This is a genomic window from Pseudomonadota bacterium, assembly GCA_008501635.1.
Taxonomy (GTDB): domain Bacteria; phylum Pseudomonadota; class Gammaproteobacteria; order QQUJ01; family QQUJ01; genus QQUJ01.
On the sequence record QQUJ01000030.1, the window covers coordinates 80,602 to 99,127 of the forward strand.

Consider the following 18,526-nt stretch of genomic DNA (forward strand, 5'->3'; position numbering starts at 1 on the left):
CCTGCAATCGCAAATCACAGAAACAGATTCGAATGCATGTTCAGCTGCTCGATCTCTCCGAGACACCGCCGCACATCAGCCCATTCAAATCGCATACGCTCCCATATTCTGGGATCCAGCGCCGGGATGGTGTCATCTCCACCATTACCGATATCCAGAGAGCGGCAGAAAATATCACCGATATGTACGACTGCCGCCAAGTCATCCTCCGTCTCGGCCGGTCGATGATGATCGCGTATCGCGAGGGTGACACCGCCCGGCAGTTTCCACCGCTCGGCAGCCAACGCACCGGCGTATGCGTGGTCGAAACCCATCACCTCGCGCTCGGCCTCGAGAAGCAGACAGCCCCGTTCCCGTGCCAGTTGCAGTGCCCGATGAAACTCTTCTGTCATCACGGTATCCATGACCAGCTTTCCCACATCGTGGAGCAATCCCGCCGTAAAGGCCGTCTCACCCTCCAGACGGCAATGATTGCCCACGACTTTGGAGGCGACTCCAGTCCCGATGGCATGTTGCCAAAAGGCCAGGCGATCAAACCTGCTCTCCTCTTCACCGGAAAACAGCGCCATCACGCCGGCGGTAGTCACCACATTGCGAATAGTATGCACACCCAGTACGACGGTGGCTTCTTTCAGCGAGGCGATTTGGCGTGACATGCCGTAGAACGGCGAATTGGCAATACGCAGAATACGCGCGGAAAGCCCCTGATCCTTGGCAATGCGCTGTTCGAGCGACGAAAGATCCACATCACGCTGATCCAGGATCGACAGCACCTCGGTTATCACCACCGACAGCGAGCCCAGATTTTCGCTCAAACCCTTTTCCAGTTTGTCTCGCATTGCCACATTCACCGCAGCACTTCGCCACGATAGTCGATAACCACCGCTTTGAACCGCTGCATCAGGTCATTGTCGCGGTGACGTTCGAAGCGGGCTTCCACGCGTTCGACTATTTCAAGCCGACGCGTCTCGATCTCGGCGGCATCCATCTCGTTCTCAGCCAGAACTGACACCATTTCAACGTTACGCCTGCGCAGCGCACTGAGTTTTTCGGCTGTCAACTCCGTACCCTGTTTCATCAACATCCGCCCTTTGTCGTCCAGCAGGTCCGCTGCCAATTCAGCCCCCTCTGTGACATCGTCTATAGGAATGCGCAGTATCTGCCTCACCTATTCCTCCTGTATCGGCACCATCACCACGACCAAGCCTCTTCCGCGTGATTCCTGATCAAGCTGGCTTATGGTCATGTCGCACTCTTCTCCGTGACAATCCACTCGCCCGCAATACCACGGATCGACATCGCCCGGAAAGGCGCTGAGCGCTTCAAAGACCTCACGAGGTGCTGCATGCTCTACCGTCATTCCAACCAGGCTGGAACCGGCTGCCAGCGCTTTTGCTTTTTGATTGGCCACCACAATCATGCCATCGCTGTCGACACCGATGACCCCAACCGGCAGATGTTCAAAGACCTCCTGGGCGATCTTCAAGGCCTGGAGGTTGATCATTACTTCACGCGTCTTCTCCTGCACGCGTTTCTCGAGATTCTGATTAAGCATGGACAACTCGTCATTGGCGCGCTGCAACTCTCCCGTGAGACGACGATTCTCGTCTTCGAGTTCGAAATGCTCGAAGGCCTCCCGGATATTCTTCCTTAGCAGTTCGTCATCCCACGGCTTGGTCAGAAACTTGTAGATGGCCCCTTCGTTAATGGCCGTGGTGACGGATTCCAACTCGGTATAGCCGCTGAGAACTATGCGTACGGTATTGGGGTGGTGCTCCTTGACTCGGCGCAGAAACTCAACGCCGGTCATCTGCGGCATGCGCTGATCCGACACAATGACGCCAACATCGTTTTCCGCCAGAAGTTTCAGTCCCTCATCGCCGCTCGTGGCGCTGAGGATGGTGTAGCCATCCCGGCGGAAAAGACGCGCCAGCGAACGAAGGATATTCTCCTCGTCATCCACCAAAAGTAACGTGCGCCCCATCTAACCACCCTACCTTCCTGGTCTGCGGAATCGATCGGATCGGTCTTACTTGCCCTATTCTCCACAATTATGACCGATTTGCACCGCATAGCAGCGTTATCGGGTGAACTCGCGCCGCGGCGCTGCGGAGTGAATTGAGCAGGGAACGACAGAGGATTGTTTACGGTTGCCCGTGAGAGCTTGACGCCCTCTGTTTGGGCTTGCGGAGGGGAATCGCTAATCGGCCAGGGCGCACCAAACCATGAAACTCGATGGGCGAATCACAGGCCACGGCTGAGATCGCGAATCAGGTCCGTCGCATCCTCGAGACCCACCGCCAGTCGAATCAAGCCCTCGCCAATCCCTGCGGCCGCCCTCTCCGCTGCACTGATGCGGCCGTGAGTCGTCGATGCCGGATGCGTAATCGTGGTCTTGGTATCACCCAGATTGGCGGTTATGCTGCATAACCGCGTCGCATCGATAACCCGCCAGGCCGCCTCTCGCCCGCCCTCGACCTCGAACGACACGATACCGCCATAACCCCTCTGCTGCCGCGTCGCCAGGGCATGCTGGGGGTGACTCGCCAATCCTGGATAGTGCACCCTGGCGACGCCAGGGACGGTCTCCAGCCATCGCGCCACCTCCAGCGCCGCTTCGCTGTGAGCGTTCATTCTCAGCTTAAGGGTCTCAAGCCCCTTGAGAAAAACCCATGCATTGAATGGGCTCATGGTGGGCCCTGCAGTGCGTAGAAAACCGAATACCTCTTTTCCGACGCGCTCGGCATCACCGATCACCGCACCGCCCACGCAACGACCCTGACCATCCAGATATTTGGTCGCCGAATGCACCACCAGGTCGGCCCCCAACGCCAGCGGCTGCTGTAGAGCGGGCGTGCAGAAACAGTTGTCCACCACCAGCAGGCAGTCGTGACGGTGCGCGATCTCAGCCAGTGCCGCGACATCCGCGATCTCGGTCAACGGGTTGGAGGGTGTCTCCAGAAAGAGCATGCGGGTACTGGGGGTGATCGCCGCCTCCCACCCGTCGTTGTCCGAAAGCGGCACAAAGGTTGTAGTAACACCGAACTTGGTCAGATAGTTGGAAAACAGCGAACTCGTCGTACCAAATATGTCACGCGACGATACGATATGATCTCCCTGGCGCAGCAACGCCATGCAGATGCTGAGGATTGCCGCCATCCCTGAAGAGGTCGCGACACAACACTCTCCGCCCTCCAGCGCCGCGAGGCGCTGCTCGAATATGCGTACCGTGGGGTTGGTGAATCGCGAATAGATATTGCCGGCCGCATCCCCCGCAAAGCGTGCAGCGGCTTCCTGGGCGTTGGCGAAAACAAAGCTCGATGAGGTGAATATCGGTTCGCCCTGCTCGCCCTCGTTGGTGCGAACGTGACCGGCGCGCACCGCCATGGTCGAGAATCCCCACTCTTCCCAATCGTTATCGCTCATCGCCGGATCACCTCATGGGCAAAAAAAAACCCACCTTCAGCTGATTGCCAAAGCAGGTTTCCCAACTCGCTTTAGCCGTATTTTTAAAGCGCCCGCAAGCTGATTGTTCAAATCGGCGCTACCGACGGAAAGCGTATTCCCAAGGCACTCTTAAGTCAACCACATCGCCGGCATCGCGGTTGTTAGAGGTTGTTGCGCAGATCCATCACCTCGGGATCAGCCAGCTCTTCGATGATGCGCTCATGCCTTAGCTTGGCACCATCGTTGCGCCTGGCTTCGAGGTGGTCCAAATACTGCTGATCGACATCTCCCGTCACATACTCTCCCGTAAACACAGAAGTGTCGAAGCGATCCACTCGCGGATTACCCTTACGCACCGAACTGATCAGATCATCCAGTTCCTGATAGATCAGCCAGTCGGCTCCTATCTCACGAGCAATCTCGTCGACTTCGCGGCCATGAGCAATCAGTTCGCTCGCCGACGGCATATCGATACCGTAGACGTTGGGATAGCGCACTGGAGGCGCTGCCGAGGCAAAGTAAACCTTCTTCGCACCGGCACGCCGCGCCATCTCGATGATTTTTGCCGACGTGGTGCCGCGGACGATGGAGTCGTCCACCAGCAGCACGTTTTTGCCGCGGAACTCCAGATCGATCGCATTGAGCTTATGGGTTACCGACTTCTCGCGCATCTTCTGCCCGGGCATGATGAAAGTGCGGCCGATGTAGCGGTTCTTGATGAATCCCTCGCGATACTTGACCCCTAACTTGAAAGCCATTTCCAACGCCGCAGTGCGGCTGGTGTCGGGGATGGGAATAACCACATCGATGTCGTGATCCGGTCGCGCACGCAGCATCTTGTCGGCCAAGCGTTCACCCATACGCAGCCGCGCTTTGTAGACCGAAATGTCGTCGATAATGGAATCCGGGCGTGCCAGATAGACGAACTCGAATATGCACGGCGAGTAGGTGGTGTTGTCGGCACACCGGCGGGTGTAGAGCTGACCGCGCTTGTCGATAAACGCCGCTTCGCCGGGCGCCAGATCGCGAATCAACTCGAAACCGACCGCGTCCAGAGCCACGCTTTCCGAAGCAATCATGTAATCCATGCCCTGCGGTGTTTCGCGCTGCCCGATCACGATGGGCCTGATACCAAAAGGATCGCGAAACCCGACGATCCCATAGCCGGTGATCATCGCCACCGCGGCATATCCGCCGCGACAACGCCGGTGCACACCGGCAACCGCCTCGAATACGTCATCTTCCGTGGCGCGCAGTTTGCCCCGGGTCTGGAGTTCATGGGCAAAAACATTGAGCAGGATTTCGGAATCCGACTCGGTGTTAATGTGGCGTAGATCCTCGGCGAACAGGTCACGTTTCAGCTGCGCGGAATTGATCAGGTTACCGTTGTGCGCCAGGGTGATGCCGTAGGGCGAGTTGACATAGAAAGGCTGAGCCTCGGCCGAAGAGGCGCATCCGGCCGTGGGATACCGTACATGGCCGATACCCATCTTGCCGCGCAGACGCAGCATATGCCGCTGCTGAAAGACGTCGCGCACCAGGCCGTTGTCCTTGCGCAGCGCCAGATGGGATCCCTCACAAGTGACCATACCGGCGGCATCCTGTCCGCGGTGTTGTAACACGGTCAGCGCGTCATACAGGTCCTGATTGACCGGGCTCCGCGCGACAATGCCAACAATCCCGCACATGTCGTATCCTCATGTCATACTCGGGCGCGCGGGTGCACACCCTGTCAAAACACCACGTTCCCGGCAATATCTGCCGGCAGATAACCGCGCACCCATACCGCCATCTTCTCGAACGAACCCAACAGGCGCGACTGGTCCCACCACGGGTCGCCAGGCAGGGGCGTCAGTCCCGCCAGTAACACCAGCACCACAACCACCAGAACCCCGCGCGCCGCTCCGAAGGCGACGCCGATGATCCGGTCGGTACCGCTGAGTCCGGTCTTCTGAACTATCTTGTAGACCAGATAGTTGAACCAGGCCCCAAGCGCCAATGTGACGAGAAACAGCAGCGCAAAGGCAGCTGCCAGCTGCAGCGAAGGCACCGAGATCCAGGCGGCGAAATGGACGGCCAGCGCGGCGGAGAAAGCGAAACTGATCCAGAAGGCCAGGATCCAGGAGGCCAGCGACAGCGCCTCGCGAACGAACCCCCGCAATAGGCTGACAACAGCGGAAATGGCAATGATGGCCAGAATGGCAATATCGACCCACGTCATGGATTATCGGCAGATGCTGAGTAAGGGGTGAGTGTCTCTGAGATCGGGACTGGGAGTGCCGTTCAGCATGGCGGGCATTCTAGCAGAGAGGTCTTCCGCGAACACGGTTTGCAGCTCAATTGTCCGACCGATCAGCGATGCCTGACCACAATACCTTCGATCCTGGCCTTCGCCTTCAACTTTTCAAGAAGCTTTTTGGCGCGCTCTTCATCCAGCTCGGGCCCCACCCTGACGCGAGTAGCCTGTTTGCCGTCCTCTTCATGCTCCTCTGTATAAGCGCGGAAACCGAGTTTGCGCAATTTGTCGCGCAATCGAGTGGCGTTCTCCTCGCTGGAAAAACTACCCACCTGTACCGCCCAGGTGGCGAGCTGCGGGTCGGGAGACAAGGCGCGCGGAGAGCGACTGGGCGCGGGTAGATCGGCGACCCGGGCCGGAGGATCGCGCACCTCACTCCGCTCTGGCTGGTTTGTGGATGACGAGCGATCCGACTGCTCCGGTTCCGTGACCACTGGAGGCGCGGCCATCCTGGCTGATTCGGCAAGGTTCTGCAGCTCCTGGAGCGGTGCGGGGATCAATGGTCGATCTTCCCCCAACCAACCGCGATTGGGTGTATCGAAGAGCATCGGCAGAAAAATGACGCCCAGAGCCACGAGGACGGTTGCCCCGACCAGACGCTGTCGAATTCGATCATCCATGGCGATCTATACACGCTCCCCTGTCGCTACAGCTGTGCGGACCCGCTTCTATTATACGGATCTCGAGAGGATAGCGGCGACGCTAAAAAATGAACCGCACACCACGATGCGATCCCCGGGTTGAGCCGCTGCAGTGGCGGCGTCACAGGCCGCGGCGACATCCGCCTCGACCGCTTTGGGTACCAGGCCCACTGCCTCTAAGCGCGCCGCCAACGCCCTGCCCGAAAGCCCGCGCGGCGCCGCGATGCCGCCCACATACCATGCCGTGACCCGATCACGCAGTGCTGACACGAATCCCGCGGTCTCCTTGTCTTCGAGCATTCCCAGCACGGCATGAGTGTTGCCGGCGCAGGGTCGTCGTTCCAGAAAATCCGCCAGGGCAGCCGCCGCCTGGGGATTGTGGGCGACGTCGAGGATGGTCTCCACCGGCCCCGGCAGCACTTGGCACCGCCCGGCAACATGGGCCTCCATCAACCCCCGCCGTATCGCACCCTGCCCCACCGGAAGGCGTTCGTTCAACAACTCCAACACCATCAGTACCGCGGCGGCATTGTGGATCTGATGCATCCCCGGGAGGGATGGCAGCGGCAGCGCCGTGCGCCGCCGCGCCGCACACCACCACTCCCACCCGGGGGGCGCGGAGCGCAGGTGAAACGCTGTGCCCATTTGATACAACGGAGCACCGAGGCGCTGAGCCTCGGCAGCGATGCTCGCCGGGGGCTCCGGATCACCGCACACCGCGGGCTTGCCGGCGCGGAAGATACCGGCCTTCTCGCGACCAATGGTTTCCCGATCCGGCCCAAGCCATTGCTGGTGGTCAAGTCCGATGCGCGTCACCAACGCCACATCGGCATCGAGGATATTGCAGGCGTCGAGGCGCCCCCCCAGCCCCACTTCCAGAATCACCACATCGGGCCTGGCGGTCATGAAGTGGTCAATGGCGGCCAGGGTGCCGAACTCAAAGTAGGTCAGCGGAACCTCGCCACGGGCCTTGTCGACGCGCTCGAACGCACTGCACAGCACAGCGTCTTGCACATCCATCGCCGCGACACGCACACGCTCGTTGTAGCGGATCAGGTGGGGCGAGGTATAGGCGGCTACGCGATATCCGGCGGACCGCAGTACCGCCTCCAACATCGCGACGCAGGATCCTTTGCCGTTGGTGCCGGCAACGGTGATGACAGGCCACTCGGGCGCGCCGTGACCGAGTCTGCCAAACACCTCCCGGACGCGCTCCAGGCCCAACTCGATGCGCGCGGCACTGCCGCTCTCCAGCCACTCGAGCCATTGCTGCAGATGAGAGAATCGCATAGCGGCGAAAAGCCTCGCGCGCAGCCGCCGGATCCTGGCGGGAGATCCTAGTTGACGGGTTGCTTGGTAAGAATCGAGAGCAGGTTGGCGATACGATCACGCAGATCGCGCCGATCGACGATCATGTCGATGGCGCCGTGCTCCAACAGAAACTCGCTGCGCTGGAAACCCTCGGGCAGAGTTTCGCGCACCGTCTGCTGAATCACACGCGGTCCCGCAAAACCGATCAGCGCACCGGGTTCGGCGATGTTGACATCACCCAGCATGGCCAGGCTGGCCGAGACGCCTCCGGTCGTGGGATCGGTCAGCACCGAGATGAAGGGGACGCCCTTTTCCGCAAGCCGCGCCAACGCCGCGCTGGTTTTGCTCATCTGCATCAGTGAAAAGAGCGCCTCCTGCATGCGTGCGCCCCCACTGGCGGAGAAACAGATCAGCGGAATATTCTCCTCGAGCGCCTGATGCGCCCCACGCACAAAACGCTCGCCCACCACTGAGCCCATGGAACCGCCCATGAAACTGAATTCGAAGGCTGCCGCAACCACCGGCTGCCCCTTCAACGCGCCCTTCAGCACAATGAGAGCATCGTTCTCTCCGGTACTCTTCTGCGCCTGAATCAGGCGATCACGGTACTTTTTGCTATCGCGAAACCTGAGGATATCGACCGGTTCCAGCTCTTCGCCGATCTCATCGCGCGGTTCGGCATCGAGAAATCCATCGAGACGTTTACGCGCGCCGATACGCATGTGGTGGGCGCACTTGGGACAGACTTCGAGATTGCGTTCAAGCTCGGGCCGGTAGAGGATCGCACTGCAGGCCTCGCACTTGGTCCACAACCCTTCCGGCACCGCGCGCTTCTGACCGCTCGCCTCGGTGCGGATCCGACTTGGCATCAACTTTTCAAACCAGCTCATTCTTTATTGGCCTTGTTTGGTTTTCCGGCCGACGGGCCACCCCGCCTGGCATTATAGGTCAGTCCCCTGAGCGATTCACTCGTTCCCTGCCGCAGCGCCGCGCCGCGGCAAGGCCTTGCGCATCTCGCCCACCAGCGCGGCGATGGACTGGATCAGCCGCTGCGTATCCTCGCCCTGCGACTCCACCAGTCGCACCAGCGCACTGCCGACGATCACCGCATCGGCGACTGCGCCAATGGCTGCAGCGGATTCTGCGTCCGTGATTCCGAAGCCGACGCCAACCGGGAGATCGGTATGGGTGCGAATCCGCTGCACTGCCTCAGCGACCGACCGGGCATCCAGTTTGGCTGCGCCGGTGACCCCCTTGAGCGAGACGTAGTAGAGAAAGCCACAACCTGCGGCGCTGATGGTGCGGATACGGGCATCGCTGCTGTTCGGCGCAACCAGATAGATGGGATCGACACCGTGGTCCTTGAGGGCGGGTCCAAACTCTCCCGCCTCTTCGGGTGGCATATCGACGGTGATCGCACCATCCACTCCCGCCGCCGCCGCCTCTCGAGCGAAGACTCTGTAGCCCAGTACTTCGATGGGATTCAGGTAACCCATCACGATCACCGGTGTCTCGGTATCTCGAGTACGGAACTCGCGCGCCATTCCGAGCACCTGACGCAAGCTGACATGATGCGCCAGGGCGCGCTGGCTGGCACGCTGTATTACCGGACCATCAGCCATGGGATCGGAGAAGGGAACCCCCAGCTCGATCATGTCCGCTCCCGCCGCCACCAGCGCATGCATCAGCGGCACCGTCACCTGAGGGTTGGGATCGCCCGCCGTGATAAAGGTCACCAGGGCAGCCCGATGTTCTTCGCGCAGTGCCTGGAAGCGTGTTTCGATACGGCTCATATCTCGATACCCTCGAGCGCGGCCACGGTATGGATGTCCTTATCGCCGCGCCCGGAAAGATTGACGATGATGAGCTTTTCACGCCCCAACTCAGCAGCCAGTTTCTCCGCATAGGCCAAGGCATGACTGGACTCCAGCGCCGGCATGATCCCTTCGGTTCGTGTCAGACGATGAAAGGCGTTGAGTGCCTCGTCGTCGGTCGCTGCGACGTAGTTGGCGCGCCCGCTGTCCTTCAACCAGGCGTGCTCCGGTCCCACACCGGGGTAGTCGAGACCGGCGGATATCGAATGGGTTTCGATGATCTGCCCGTCGGCATCCTCCATCAGGTAAGTGCGATTGCCATGCAGTACGCCCGGCTTACCGGCGCAGAGCGGCGCGGCATGATGACCGCTTGCCAGACCGTCGCCGGCGGCTTCTACACCATAGAGATCGACGTCTTCGTCATCCAGAAAGGGATGGAACAGACCGATGGCGTTCGAGCCGCCTCCCACGCACGCTACCAGCGCATCGGGAAGACGACCCTCGCGTTCCTGGATCTGCGCTCGCGCCTCGCGCCCGATCACCGCCTGAAAATCGCGCACCATCATCGGGTAGGGGTGAGGTCCGGCCACGGTCCCGATGATGTAAAAGGTGTTGTCCACGTTGGATACCCAGTCGCGCATCGCCTCGTTAAGAGCATCCTTGAGCGTCTTCGACCCCGATTCCACGGCAACCACTTGCGCCCCGAGCAACCGCATGCGAAAGACATTGATCGCCTGGCGCTTGATATCTTCTGAACCCATATAGACCACACACTCCAGCCCCAGACGCGCCGCAACGGTAGCGGTCGCGACCCCATGTTGGCCGGCGCCGGTCTCGGCGATGATCCGGGTTTTACCCATACGCCGGGCCAGCAACGCCTGACCAATGCAATTGTTCACTTTGTGTGCACCCGTATGATTGAGGTCTTCGCGCTTGAGATAGATGCGCGCACCGCCAACCTCACGGCTCAAACGTTCGGCCAGATAGAGCGGCGAAGGGCGGCCGACATAGTGCGCGAAATCGTCATCCATCTCGGCCAAAAACTCCGGATCTTCGCAAAAGCGCAAATACGCGGCACGCAGCTCCTCCAGTGGCTCCATCAGCGTCTCGGCGACGAACCGGCCGCCATAGGGGCCAAAATGCCCTCTGCTATCGGGCATGGTCTCACTCCCTGGTACGAAATCAACGGCATTCTGCATTGCGAACTCCTCGGATAAACGCGGCGAGCTTGGCGGGATCCTTGATCCCCTTTGCCGCCTCGACGCCTCCGCTCACATCCACCGCGTCGGGACGGACCTGGCGAATCGCCTCTTCAATATTCTCAGGTGTCAGCCCACCGGCCAGCACGATGGGTTTCGCGCGCTCATGGGGTATACGCTCCCAATCGAAACGGTTTCCGGTTCCGCCAGGGATACCCGGTTGATAGCTGTCCAGCAACACCCCGGCCGCATCACCGAAATCACGCATCACGCGCTGCAGATCCAGGCCGTCCCGCATCCGTATCGCTTTCAAATAGGGGCGCTGGTAGCGCCGGCATTGCTCCGGGCGCTCGTCGCCGTGAAACTGCAGCAAACCCAGCGGCACCCGGCCAAGCACCTCCTCAACGAAAGCGGGTTCCGGATCAACGAAAAGACCTACGACCGTGAGCAGGGGTGGCATTGCCGCGACCACTGCCTGAGCCTGCACAACCGTCACGGCGCGCGGGCTCGCCGGATAGAAGACCAGGCCGATCGCATCGGCACCCAGGCGGGCGGCAACAGCGCCATCATCGGGGCGCGTAATGCCGCAGATCTTGATTCGAATATGCACAGAGCCAGATCATCGAAAAGAGGGTGAGCGTAGCAGAAAACCCCAACACGTAAAAACGCAGCGATCAGTAGGGAAGGGATGGCAGTTGATGAGCGGGTAACGGGAAGCGCTGTGGATACTCGACCGCCATGAAATAGAGCCCTTGAGGTGGCGCGGTTACCCCACCCAGGGTGCGATCGCGATGCTTCAGCACTTCACGAGTCCAATCACTGTCCCGTTCCCCACGGCCAATGGTAATCAGTACACCGGCAATGTTGCGTACCATGTGATGCAAAAACGCATTCGCCACGACGTCAATCACCACCAGTTCACCGTGCCGCGCCACGCCCAGATCATGAATCGTGCGCAACGGACTTTTGGCCTGGCAGGCGACGGCGCGATAAGAGGAGAAATCGTGTTCACCCATCAGATGCAGGCACGCCGCCTGCATCCTGACTTCATCGAGTGGCGCGTGAATCCAGCTCATGCGGTTGCGCCCCAGCGCCGGCCGCACCCGGCGATTCAGAATCACATAGCGGTAGTGGCGTTTGATCGCGCCGAACCGGGCATGAAAATCATCGGCAACCGGTAACGCCCAGCGGACTGTGATATCCGCGGGCAGATTCGCGTTGGCTCCCAATACCCAGGAGCGCTCAGCCCGCTGAGCGGCGGTGTCGAAGTGTACAACCTGCCCGAGACCATGGACACCAGCATCGGTACGCCCGGCGCAGACCACCTGAACCGGGTGATCTGCGACCTGGGTCAGCGCCGCCTCGAGACAGTACTGTACGGTGCGCGCACCGGACTGTGTCTGCCACCCGCTGAAATCGGTACCGTCGTATTCGACGCCCAGGGCAATCCTCACGCCCGCAACACCCCTATCGGATCACTTCCGGCCAAAATGAAAGGAGGGTCGCAGGACCCCCCTTTTAACTGTGGTCAGCACCGTGTCGCCACGGTCGCCACAACCCCCTTTGCCCGTTTCTTATGACAGATTGGCGATCAACTCCTCGGCTTCCTTGCGCTGGGCGTCGTTACCCTCTTTGGCGACTTCGTCGAGAATATTCTTCGCGCCGTCCGCATCGCCCATGTCGATATAGGCCTTGGCGAGATCGAGTTTGGTCGCCACCATATCCGCCTCACCGTCGTCATCGTCATCGAGCGGGACCGCGGTGAAATCGAGTATGGCGGTCGATTCCAGATCATCCGGCTGTTCGGTTAGATGGGCACCACTGGTGTCGGCCTCACTCTCATCCTCCGGCGCCTCGAGCCCCATGCCGGTGATATCCCATTCGATGGAAAAATCACGGTCCTCGGCCATGGAAGCATCCTCTGGCGCGACGGCAGCGGTTTCTTCCTCGGCTTCAGGCGCCTCAGCGGCCTCTTCCGTGCCGAGTTTCGTGGTATCGGTCTGGATGGTGTTCAGCTCCAGGTCGAAATCCGTCGAGCTGAGATCGGTGTCGACCCCTTCGCTCTCCGCACCCCCGAAATCCAGATCGAGACCCGACTCGGCACCCTCGTCGGCGGCCTCTTCCAGATCGAAGGAGAGATCCAACTCCTCGTCATCCTGATCGACTCCCAGCAAGGTGGAGTCAAATTCCAGCGCCTGCGAAGGTTCGCCCTCGACCGCGGGGAGTTCGGCCTCGTCCTTCGCCGGCTCTTCATCGAGATCGAAACGGAAATCCGCACCCTCCTCTTCGGCAGTTGCGGCGGCGATCTCTTCTTCCGTGCCTGTCTCGGGTGCTGCAACCCCATCCAACTCCAGGCCCAGGTCTTCGTCCATGGTTTCATCCCCAGCAGCCTCACTCGCCGCTTCGCCGAAGGGATCGAAATCGATACCGGTGTCCAGGGCACCGGGTGGCAGTGTGCTTTCAGCATCGCCCGCACCTTCACCGCGATCACCAAACAGCGGATTCCCGGGACAGAGGTCCTGTCCCATAAGCTGCAACTTGTCCCACTCGGAACCGCCTTCCGCCTGAAGTTCGCTGTGCACGTCCCCGACAACGGCCTCGAACTCGCTGCGATTGCGGGTAGCGAAATAGACTTCGAGCAGTTTGCTCTTCAGATCGAGGCGCCCGGGATTTTCATCGAGCGCCCCCTTGATCAACTCTTCGGCCTGTTGGTAGCGACCATAGGCGAGGTAGACATCCGCTTCGGCGATCACCTGATCGACACCGCTCTTCTCTTCTTCCGCAGCGGCATCGACTTCCGGTTCATCGAAATCGGCAATCTCCATTGCCGCTGCCGCATCGAGCAACTCCTCGTCCATGCTGGAAGACTCCACTTCGTCCTCCGCTTCCATCAGGTCCGCTGAAAACCCGGAAGCCTCGGCCGCAGCGGCCTTGCGCCGACCGACCGCGTAAAAGAGCAGCAGAATCAGCAGCAGAACACCGCCACCAACCCCACCAAGCATGACCGGATCGGCCATCAGGTTGCCCAGCAGATCGTCAATAAAGCCCATGGGGCCAGGCTCTGCGGCGGGTTCGACCTTCGGCGGCTGGATAGAGGCCTGCGGCGCGGGTTCGCTCGCGGGAGGCGCAGGCTGCTCCTCTTTCATCTCGGCCATGGCCGGTTCGGGTCCGGGCGTCACCACGGCGGGTGCGGCGTCGCTTGGCGCAGGCGTCTCGGCCTTGGGTGCAACCTCGTCACCGGCCATCTCCGCTTTCGGTGGCTCTTCGGTAACGGGCGTTGGCGTAGCCTCGGGGGGCGCCATCGTGGCGGTCCGCTCTTCGGCACCCGCCTCTTGCAACCGCGCCTGCAGGGCAGCCAACTCGTCGACCTTGAGCGTCACCATACGCTGCATTTCGGCGAGCTTCTCTTCGAGGCCGGTGACTTGCTCGCGCAATTCCTCGTTTTCCAAACGGCGCGCCTCGGCCGCTTCGGTGGCCAATGCCAGATCGCGCTGCAAGCTCTGCGTATCAGCGCCGACGTCTTCCGTGCCCCCGGCACCAGAGGCCGCCGCTCCCGCCTCGCTCTTTGGTGCAACCACCTCGAGCCGCGGCTGCGGGGCGGCGGCGACCGAGGATGCAGCACCACCACTGTCGGCCATGCGCTGCTGACGGTAGGTACGCCATTCCGCGACCTGCCGCCGTACTTCAGCAACGGCTTCGGCCTGATCGACACTCAGGGCTTCCTGCGCGGTCGGCACCCGCAGCACATAGCCCTCTTTCAACAGATTGATGTTGTCATTGATGAAGGCTTCACGGTTGGCACGCAGAAAGGCCAGCATCGCCTGCTGTGAGCTGACACCTGGATCGGAGAAGGTATCGCGAGTGATCTTGAGCAGACTGTCGCCACGGCGCACACGATATTCATCGCCCCCTACCGGCAGAACCCGCGGAGCCGGGGCAGCGCGGGGGGTGCGGGTCGCCTGAGTCGGTGAAGTCGGCAGTGCCGGCTGCACCGGCGCCATCTGTGGCGCAGACCCCGCCGCGGGCGCTTGAACCGCGGGAGCGGCTTCCCTGGTCAGCACAGGCGGGTCGAGCAGCAGCGTGTATTCTCGCAGCAAGCGGCCGTTGGGCCACTCAACTTTCAGCAGGAAACTTACGAACGGTTCGCGAAAGGCATCCTTGGTGGTGACCTTGATAATGTTTTTATCGCCCCGCTGTACGGTTTCGAATACCAAACTGGCGAGGATAAAGGGGCGATCAAGCCCGGATCGTTCGAATTCTTCGCGGCTCGCCAGACTGACCTGCAGCTTTTCCAGGTCGCCGGGTTCGACCGAACGGAGTTCGATTTCAGCATCCAAGGGCTGATTGAGGCGCGACTGCAGCGAAACTCCGCCAAGGCCGAGGGCATGCGCGCCAGCGATGGGCAGTAATAGAAACGCCAACGCCAACAACAGCTTCCGAAACATGTTCACTCCCTTTCTTACGCTGTTTCAGCCCCGCGACGTAGGCGGAACCCTTGTTATCGTACCCACTGCACCGGGGCAACAGTTAGGTCCAATATTGGAGAATGCACTTTATATTACTCGTGTAACTATATTCTACAAATACCTTTTTACCAAAACTTCGGTATTTAGAACACCCTCATTCATGGGGATGTTCTACTTCTGCCAGGATAGTGGTTGCGGGAAGGGGCACGGCTATGCGGTGAGAATCGCGAAATCCGGCCGATCACGCCCTTCGGGCAACGGTTGGAATCGACACGATACGGCAGGAGCCACCACGGGGCCGCCACCGATACCGGTTGTTGGGGTCAGCGCGACTCAATTCTCCAGCAGGATACGCAACATGCGACGCAGAGGTTCTGCGGCTCCCCACAGCAGTTGGTCACCGACGGTAAAGGCGGTGAGGTAATCGTTGCCCATGGTCAGTTTGCGCAGGCGACCGATCGGTACGCTGAGTGTGCCGGTGACCGCCGCCGGCGTCAGTTCACGCACCGCGATCGCCCGTTCGTTCGGTACCACCTTGACCCAGTCATTGTGATTGGCGAGCAGCTGCTCCACATCAGCCAGTGGAACCTCTTTATTCAGCTTGATGGTGAGTGCCTGGGAGTGACAGCGCATCGCCCCGACACGCACGCAGATACCGTCGATGGGAACCGGGTGATCGCCGCGTCCCATGATCTTGTTCGCCTCAACCTGCGCCTTCCACTCCTCGCGACTCTGGCCCGACGGCAGTTGAGTATCGATCCACGGAATCAGGCTGCCGGCAAGTGGCACACCGAAGTTATCGCAGGGATAGTCGTTGCTGCGCAGGAAATCGGAAACGCGACGATCCAATTCGAGAATAGCACTGGCCGGATCGGCCATCAGATCCTTGCTGATCTCGTAGACACTGCCCATCTGCTGAATCAGCTCCCGCATATTCTTGGCGCCGGCGCCCGAGGCGGCTTGATAGGTATGGGGGCTCACCCACTCCACCAGATCCTCGGCAAATAGTCCGCCCATGGCCATCAGCATCAGACTCACGGTGCAGTTGCCACCGATGTAGTTTCTTATCCCGTTGGCAAGCCCGTCCTTGATCACCTTGCTGTTGACGGGATCGAGAATGATGATGCTGTCATCGTCCATACGCAGCGCTGAGGCGGCATCAATCCAATAACCTTTCCAACCTGCGCCGCGCAGTTGCGGGTAGATCTCCTTGGTGTAATCGCCACCCTGGCAGGTGATGATCACATCCATAGGCTGCAATGCCGCGATGCTTTTGGCATCCTGCAGTGGTGGTACATCCTTACCGATCGCCGGGCCGGCCTCACCCAACTGCGAGGTGGTGAATAACACCGGCTCGATAAGATCGAAATCACGCTCTTCCTGCATGCGCTGCATCAGGACCGAGCCCACCATACCGCGCCATCCAACCAAACCCACACGCATTGCACCAATCCTCAAACGTTGTCCCGGTAAATATTCCGATTCTAACCGCGCAATGCCTTGACCACAGCATCTCCCATCTCGCCGGTACCCACTTTGACCATACCCGCGGCATGGATATCCGGTGTGCGCAGATTCTGATCGAGCACAGTGCTGACGGCGGCCTCCAGGCGACCGGCAAGTTCACTCTCGCCCAATGAGTAACGCAGCATCATCGACACGGAAAGAATGGTGGCCAGAGGGTTGGCGACACCCTTTCCTGCAATATCCGGGGCGGAGCCGTGTATCGGCTCATACATGCCTCTGTTCTGCGCGTTCAAACTGGCTGACGGCAGCATGCCGATGGATCCGGTCAGCATCGCCGCACAATCCGAAAGAATGTCACCGAACATATTGGTGGTCACCATCACATCAAATTGCTTGGGTGCACGCACCAGTTGCATGGCAGCGTTATCGACGTAGATGTGACTCAGCTCCACTTCCGGATAATCCTTACCGACCTCAATCATCACCTCACGCCACAGTTCGGTGCACTCGAGCACGTTGGCTTTATCAACCGAGCAGAGTCGCTTGCCGCGCTTCATCGCAATACCAAAAGCGACCCGCCCGATGCGTTCGATCTCCGATTCGCTGTAAACCAACGAATTGAGTCCAACGCGCTGACCGTCGTCGCGTCGGCTTACGCCGCGTGGCTGCCCGAAGTAGATGCCGCCGGTCAGCTCACGCACAATCATGATATCCAGCCCTGCCACGACTTCCGGTTTGAGTGTCGAGGCGCTGGCGAGCTGTGGATAGAGAATCGCGGGACGCAGATTGGCAAACAGTTCCAACTCCGCGCGCAGTCCCAGCAGGCCGCGCTCCGGCCGCACCGAGTAAGCCAGGGGCTCCCACTTGGGCCCCCCGACGGCACCCAGCAAAAGGGAGTCACTCTCCTTTGCCAGCTTCAGCGTCTCTTCGGGCAACGGCGATCCGGTGGCATCGTAGGCCGCACCGCCCACCAGCGCCTGCTCCATCTCGATCTGCAGACCGAAATCGCTACGCAGGCAATCAAGCACCTTGATCGCTTCAGCAACGATCTCCACTCCGATCCCGTCCCCCGGGAGCACCAGAATCTTTTTTGTCATGCCTTCCTCGTTCCTAAATCAACACCACTACTCTCGCCAAACCGCGAAGTTCGCAAAGAAACCCATCAGGACCAGCTGGCGACCCTGGTGTCTCAGCGAGAGACCGAATTACCGGTTGTTTACGCGCGCTTGCCCGGAAACAACCATGGCGCCTCAACCCGACGCCGTTGCTCGTAGGCTTCAATATCTTGCAGTTTCTGCAAGGTGAGACCGATATCGTCCAGTCCTTCCAGCAGACAGTGCTTGCGGAACTGATCGACTTCGAACGCAATCGTCGCGCCTGCCGGTGTGGTCAGGGTCTGATTCGCCAGATCGACCGTGAGTTCATAGCCAGGCTGCGCTTCAACCTCACCAAACAGGCGGTCGATCTGCTCGGGCGGCAGAACAATGGGCAGCAACCCGTTCTTGAAGCAGTTGTTGAAAAAGATATCAGCATAGCTCGGTGCGATCACCACGCGAAATCCGTAATCCGCCAGTGCCCAGGGCGCATGCTCGCGTGAGGAACCGCAACCGAAGTTCTCCCGCGCCAACAGGATGCGTGCACCTTGATAGCGCGCCTGATTGAGCACGAAGTCATGATTGAGCGGGCGATTGACACAATCCATTCCTGGCTCGCCATGATCTGTGTAGCGCCATTCGTCAAACAGATAGGCACCGAATCCGGTACGCCCGATCATTTTCAGAAACTGTTTGGGTATGATGGCATCGGTATCGACGTTGGCGCGGTCCAGCGGCGCCACGATAGCCGTCAATTTCTCAAACTTCTGCATGTATCAAACCCCTCTATC

At 60.1% G+C, this 18,526-nt stretch carries 17 protein-coding genes and 1 riboswitch; all 17 genes read right to left on the bottom strand.

Translation table 11 applies throughout. The features are described 5' to 3' along the window. Nucleotides 1-14: 14 nt before the first annotated feature. The 17 genes from DWQ09_17675 to leuD all read right to left on the bottom strand — a co-directional run bounded on the left by DWQ09_17675 (nt 15) and on the right by leuD (nt 18,508). Nucleotides 15-839 (bottom strand): HDOD domain-containing protein, encoded by an 825-nt coding sequence (locus tag DWQ09_17675; GenBank protein KAA3626061.1) that lies wholly within the window; start codon nt 837-839, stop codon nt 15-17. 8 nt (nt 840-847) lie between these two features. Further along, the gene (locus DWQ09_17680; GenBank protein ID KAA3626062.1) at nt 848-1,168 is read right to left on the bottom strand and encodes a hypothetical protein; all 321 of its coding nucleotides are present in this window, start codon (nt 1,166-1,168) and stop codon (nt 848-850) included. Beyond that, nucleotides 1,169-1,966: a response regulator gene (locus tag DWQ09_17685; GenBank protein KAA3626225.1), complete on the bottom strand. Its 798-nt coding sequence runs from the start codon at nt 1,964-1,966 to the stop codon at nt 1,169-1,171. A 278-nt stretch (nt 1,967-2,244) separates the two neighbouring features. Then, complete coding sequence (locus DWQ09_17690; protein ID KAA3626063.1) at nt 2,245-3,426, bottom strand: O-succinylhomoserine sulfhydrylase; 1,182 nt, start codon at nt 3,424-3,426, stop codon at nt 2,245-2,247. Nucleotides 3,427-3,476: 50 nt separating this feature from the next. Next, nucleotides 3,477-3,555, bottom strand: a riboswitch (SAM riboswitch). Nucleotides 3,556-3,608: 53 nt separating this feature from the next. Further along, the gene (locus DWQ09_17695) at nt 3,609-5,135 is read right to left on the bottom strand and encodes an amidophosphoribosyltransferase (protein ID KAA3626064.1); all 1,527 of its coding nucleotides are present in this window, start codon (nt 5,133-5,135) and stop codon (nt 3,609-3,611) included. Nucleotides 5,136-5,179: 44 nt separating this feature from the next. Beyond that, on the bottom strand, nt 5,180-5,668 hold the full coding sequence (locus DWQ09_17700; protein KAA3626065.1) for a CvpA family protein: 489 nt from the start codon (nt 5,666-5,668) through the stop codon (nt 5,180-5,182). A gap of 131 nt (nt 5,669-5,799) precedes the next feature. Continuing rightward, on the bottom strand, nt 5,800-6,363 hold the full coding sequence (locus tag DWQ09_17705) for a hypothetical protein (GenBank protein KAA3626066.1): 564 nt from the start codon (nt 6,361-6,363) through the stop codon (nt 5,800-5,802). Nucleotides 6,364-6,414: 51 nt separating this feature from the next. Further along, nucleotides 6,415-7,674: a bifunctional tetrahydrofolate synthase/dihydrofolate synthase gene (locus DWQ09_17710; GenBank protein KAA3626067.1), complete on the bottom strand. Its 1,260-nt coding sequence runs from the start codon at nt 7,672-7,674 to the stop codon at nt 6,415-6,417. A gap of 47 nt (nt 7,675-7,721) precedes the next feature. Beyond that, a complete protein-coding gene (locus DWQ09_17715; protein ID KAA3626068.1) occupies nt 7,722-8,585 on the bottom strand; it encodes an acetyl-CoA carboxylase carboxyltransferase subunit beta in 864 nt (287 codons plus the stop codon). Between the two features lie 75 nt (nt 8,586-8,660). Beyond that, the gene (locus DWQ09_17720; GenBank protein KAA3626069.1) at nt 8,661-9,488 is read right to left on the bottom strand and encodes a tryptophan synthase subunit alpha; all 828 of its coding nucleotides are present in this window, start codon (nt 9,486-9,488) and stop codon (nt 8,661-8,663) included. After that, on the bottom strand, nt 9,485-10,708 hold the full coding sequence (gene trpB / locus DWQ09_17725) for a tryptophan synthase subunit beta (protein KAA3626070.1): 1,224 nt from the start codon (nt 10,706-10,708) through the stop codon (nt 9,485-9,487). Before trpB ends, DWQ09_17720 begins: the two co-directional genes overlap by 4 nt. Then, the gene (locus tag DWQ09_17730) at nt 10,692-11,318 is read right to left on the bottom strand and encodes a phosphoribosylanthranilate isomerase (GenBank protein KAA3626071.1); all 627 of its coding nucleotides are present in this window, start codon (nt 11,316-11,318) and stop codon (nt 10,692-10,694) included. The genes trpB and DWQ09_17730 overlap by 17 nt, the downstream gene beginning before the upstream one ends. A gap of 64 nt (nt 11,319-11,382) precedes the next feature. Continuing rightward, a complete protein-coding gene (locus DWQ09_17735) occupies nt 11,383-12,150 on the bottom strand; it encodes a tRNA pseudouridine(38-40) synthase TruA (protein KAA3626226.1) in 768 nt (255 codons plus the stop codon). 132 nt (nt 12,151-12,282) lie between these two features. Further along, complete coding sequence (locus tag DWQ09_17740; protein KAA3626072.1) at nt 12,283-15,153, bottom strand: hypothetical protein; 2,871 nt, start codon at nt 15,151-15,153, stop codon at nt 12,283-12,285. A gap of 354 nt (nt 15,154-15,507) precedes the next feature. After that, entirely contained in the window at nt 15,508-16,617 is a 1,110-nt protein-coding gene (gene asd, locus DWQ09_17745) for an aspartate-semialdehyde dehydrogenase (protein ID KAA3626073.1), read from the bottom strand. A 41-nt stretch (nt 16,618-16,658) separates the two neighbouring features. Then, nucleotides 16,659-17,738 (bottom strand): 3-isopropylmalate dehydrogenase, encoded by a 1,080-nt coding sequence (gene leuB / locus DWQ09_17750; GenBank protein ID KAA3626074.1) that lies wholly within the window; start codon nt 17,736-17,738, stop codon nt 16,659-16,661. A gap of 119 nt (nt 17,739-17,857) precedes the next feature. Continuing rightward, on the bottom strand, nt 17,858-18,508 hold the full coding sequence (gene leuD / locus DWQ09_17755) for a 3-isopropylmalate dehydratase small subunit (GenBank protein KAA3626075.1): 651 nt from the start codon (nt 18,506-18,508) through the stop codon (nt 17,858-17,860). Nucleotides 18,509-18,526: the final 18 nt, after the last annotated feature.

What these genes read in the sequence shown, in the direction of transcription:
- DWQ09_17675 (KAA3626061.1), bottom strand. Translation starts at nt 839, where the DNA reads ATGCGAGACAAACTGGAAAAGGGTTTGAGCGAAAATCTGGGCTCGCTG.
- DWQ09_17690 (KAA3626063.1), bottom strand. Translation starts at nt 3,426, where the DNA reads ATGAGCGATAACGATTGGGAAGAGTGGGGATTCTCGACCATGGCGGTG.
- DWQ09_17695 (KAA3626064.1), bottom strand. Translation starts at nt 5,135, where the DNA reads ATGTGCGGGATTGTTGGCATTGTCGCGCGGAGCCCGGTCAATCAGGAC.
- DWQ09_17700 (KAA3626065.1), bottom strand. Translation starts at nt 5,668, where the DNA reads ATGACGTGGGTCGATATTGCCATTCTGGCCATCATTGCCATTTCCGCT.
- DWQ09_17705 (KAA3626066.1), bottom strand. Translation starts at nt 6,363, where the DNA reads ATGGATGATCGAATTCGACAGCGTCTGGTCGGGGCAACCGTCCTCGTG.
- DWQ09_17710 (KAA3626067.1), bottom strand. Translation starts at nt 7,674, where the DNA reads ATGCGATTCTCTCATCTGCAGCAATGGCTCGAGTGGCTGGAGAGCGGC.
- DWQ09_17715 (KAA3626068.1), bottom strand. Translation starts at nt 8,585, where the DNA reads ATGAGCTGGTTTGAAAAGTTGATGCCAAGTCGGATCCGCACCGAGGCG.
- DWQ09_17720 (KAA3626069.1), bottom strand. Translation starts at nt 9,488, where the DNA reads ATGAGCCGTATCGAAACACGCTTCCAGGCACTGCGCGAAGAACATCGG.
- trpB (KAA3626070.1), bottom strand. Translation starts at nt 10,708, where the DNA reads ATGCAGAATGCCGTTGATTTCGTACCAGGGAGTGAGACCATGCCCGAT.
- DWQ09_17740 (KAA3626072.1), bottom strand. Translation starts at nt 15,153, where the DNA reads ATGTTTCGGAAGCTGTTGTTGGCGTTGGCGTTTCTATTACTGCCCATC.
- asd (KAA3626073.1), bottom strand. Translation starts at nt 16,617, where the DNA reads ATGCGTGTGGGTTTGGTTGGATGGCGCGGTATGGTGGGCTCGGTCCTG.
- leuB (KAA3626074.1), bottom strand. Translation starts at nt 17,738, where the DNA reads ATGACAAAAAAGATTCTGGTGCTCCCGGGGGACGGGATCGGAGTGGAG.
- leuD (KAA3626075.1), bottom strand. Translation starts at nt 18,508, where the DNA reads ATGCAGAAGTTTGAGAAATTGACGGCTATCGTGGCGCCGCTGGACCGC.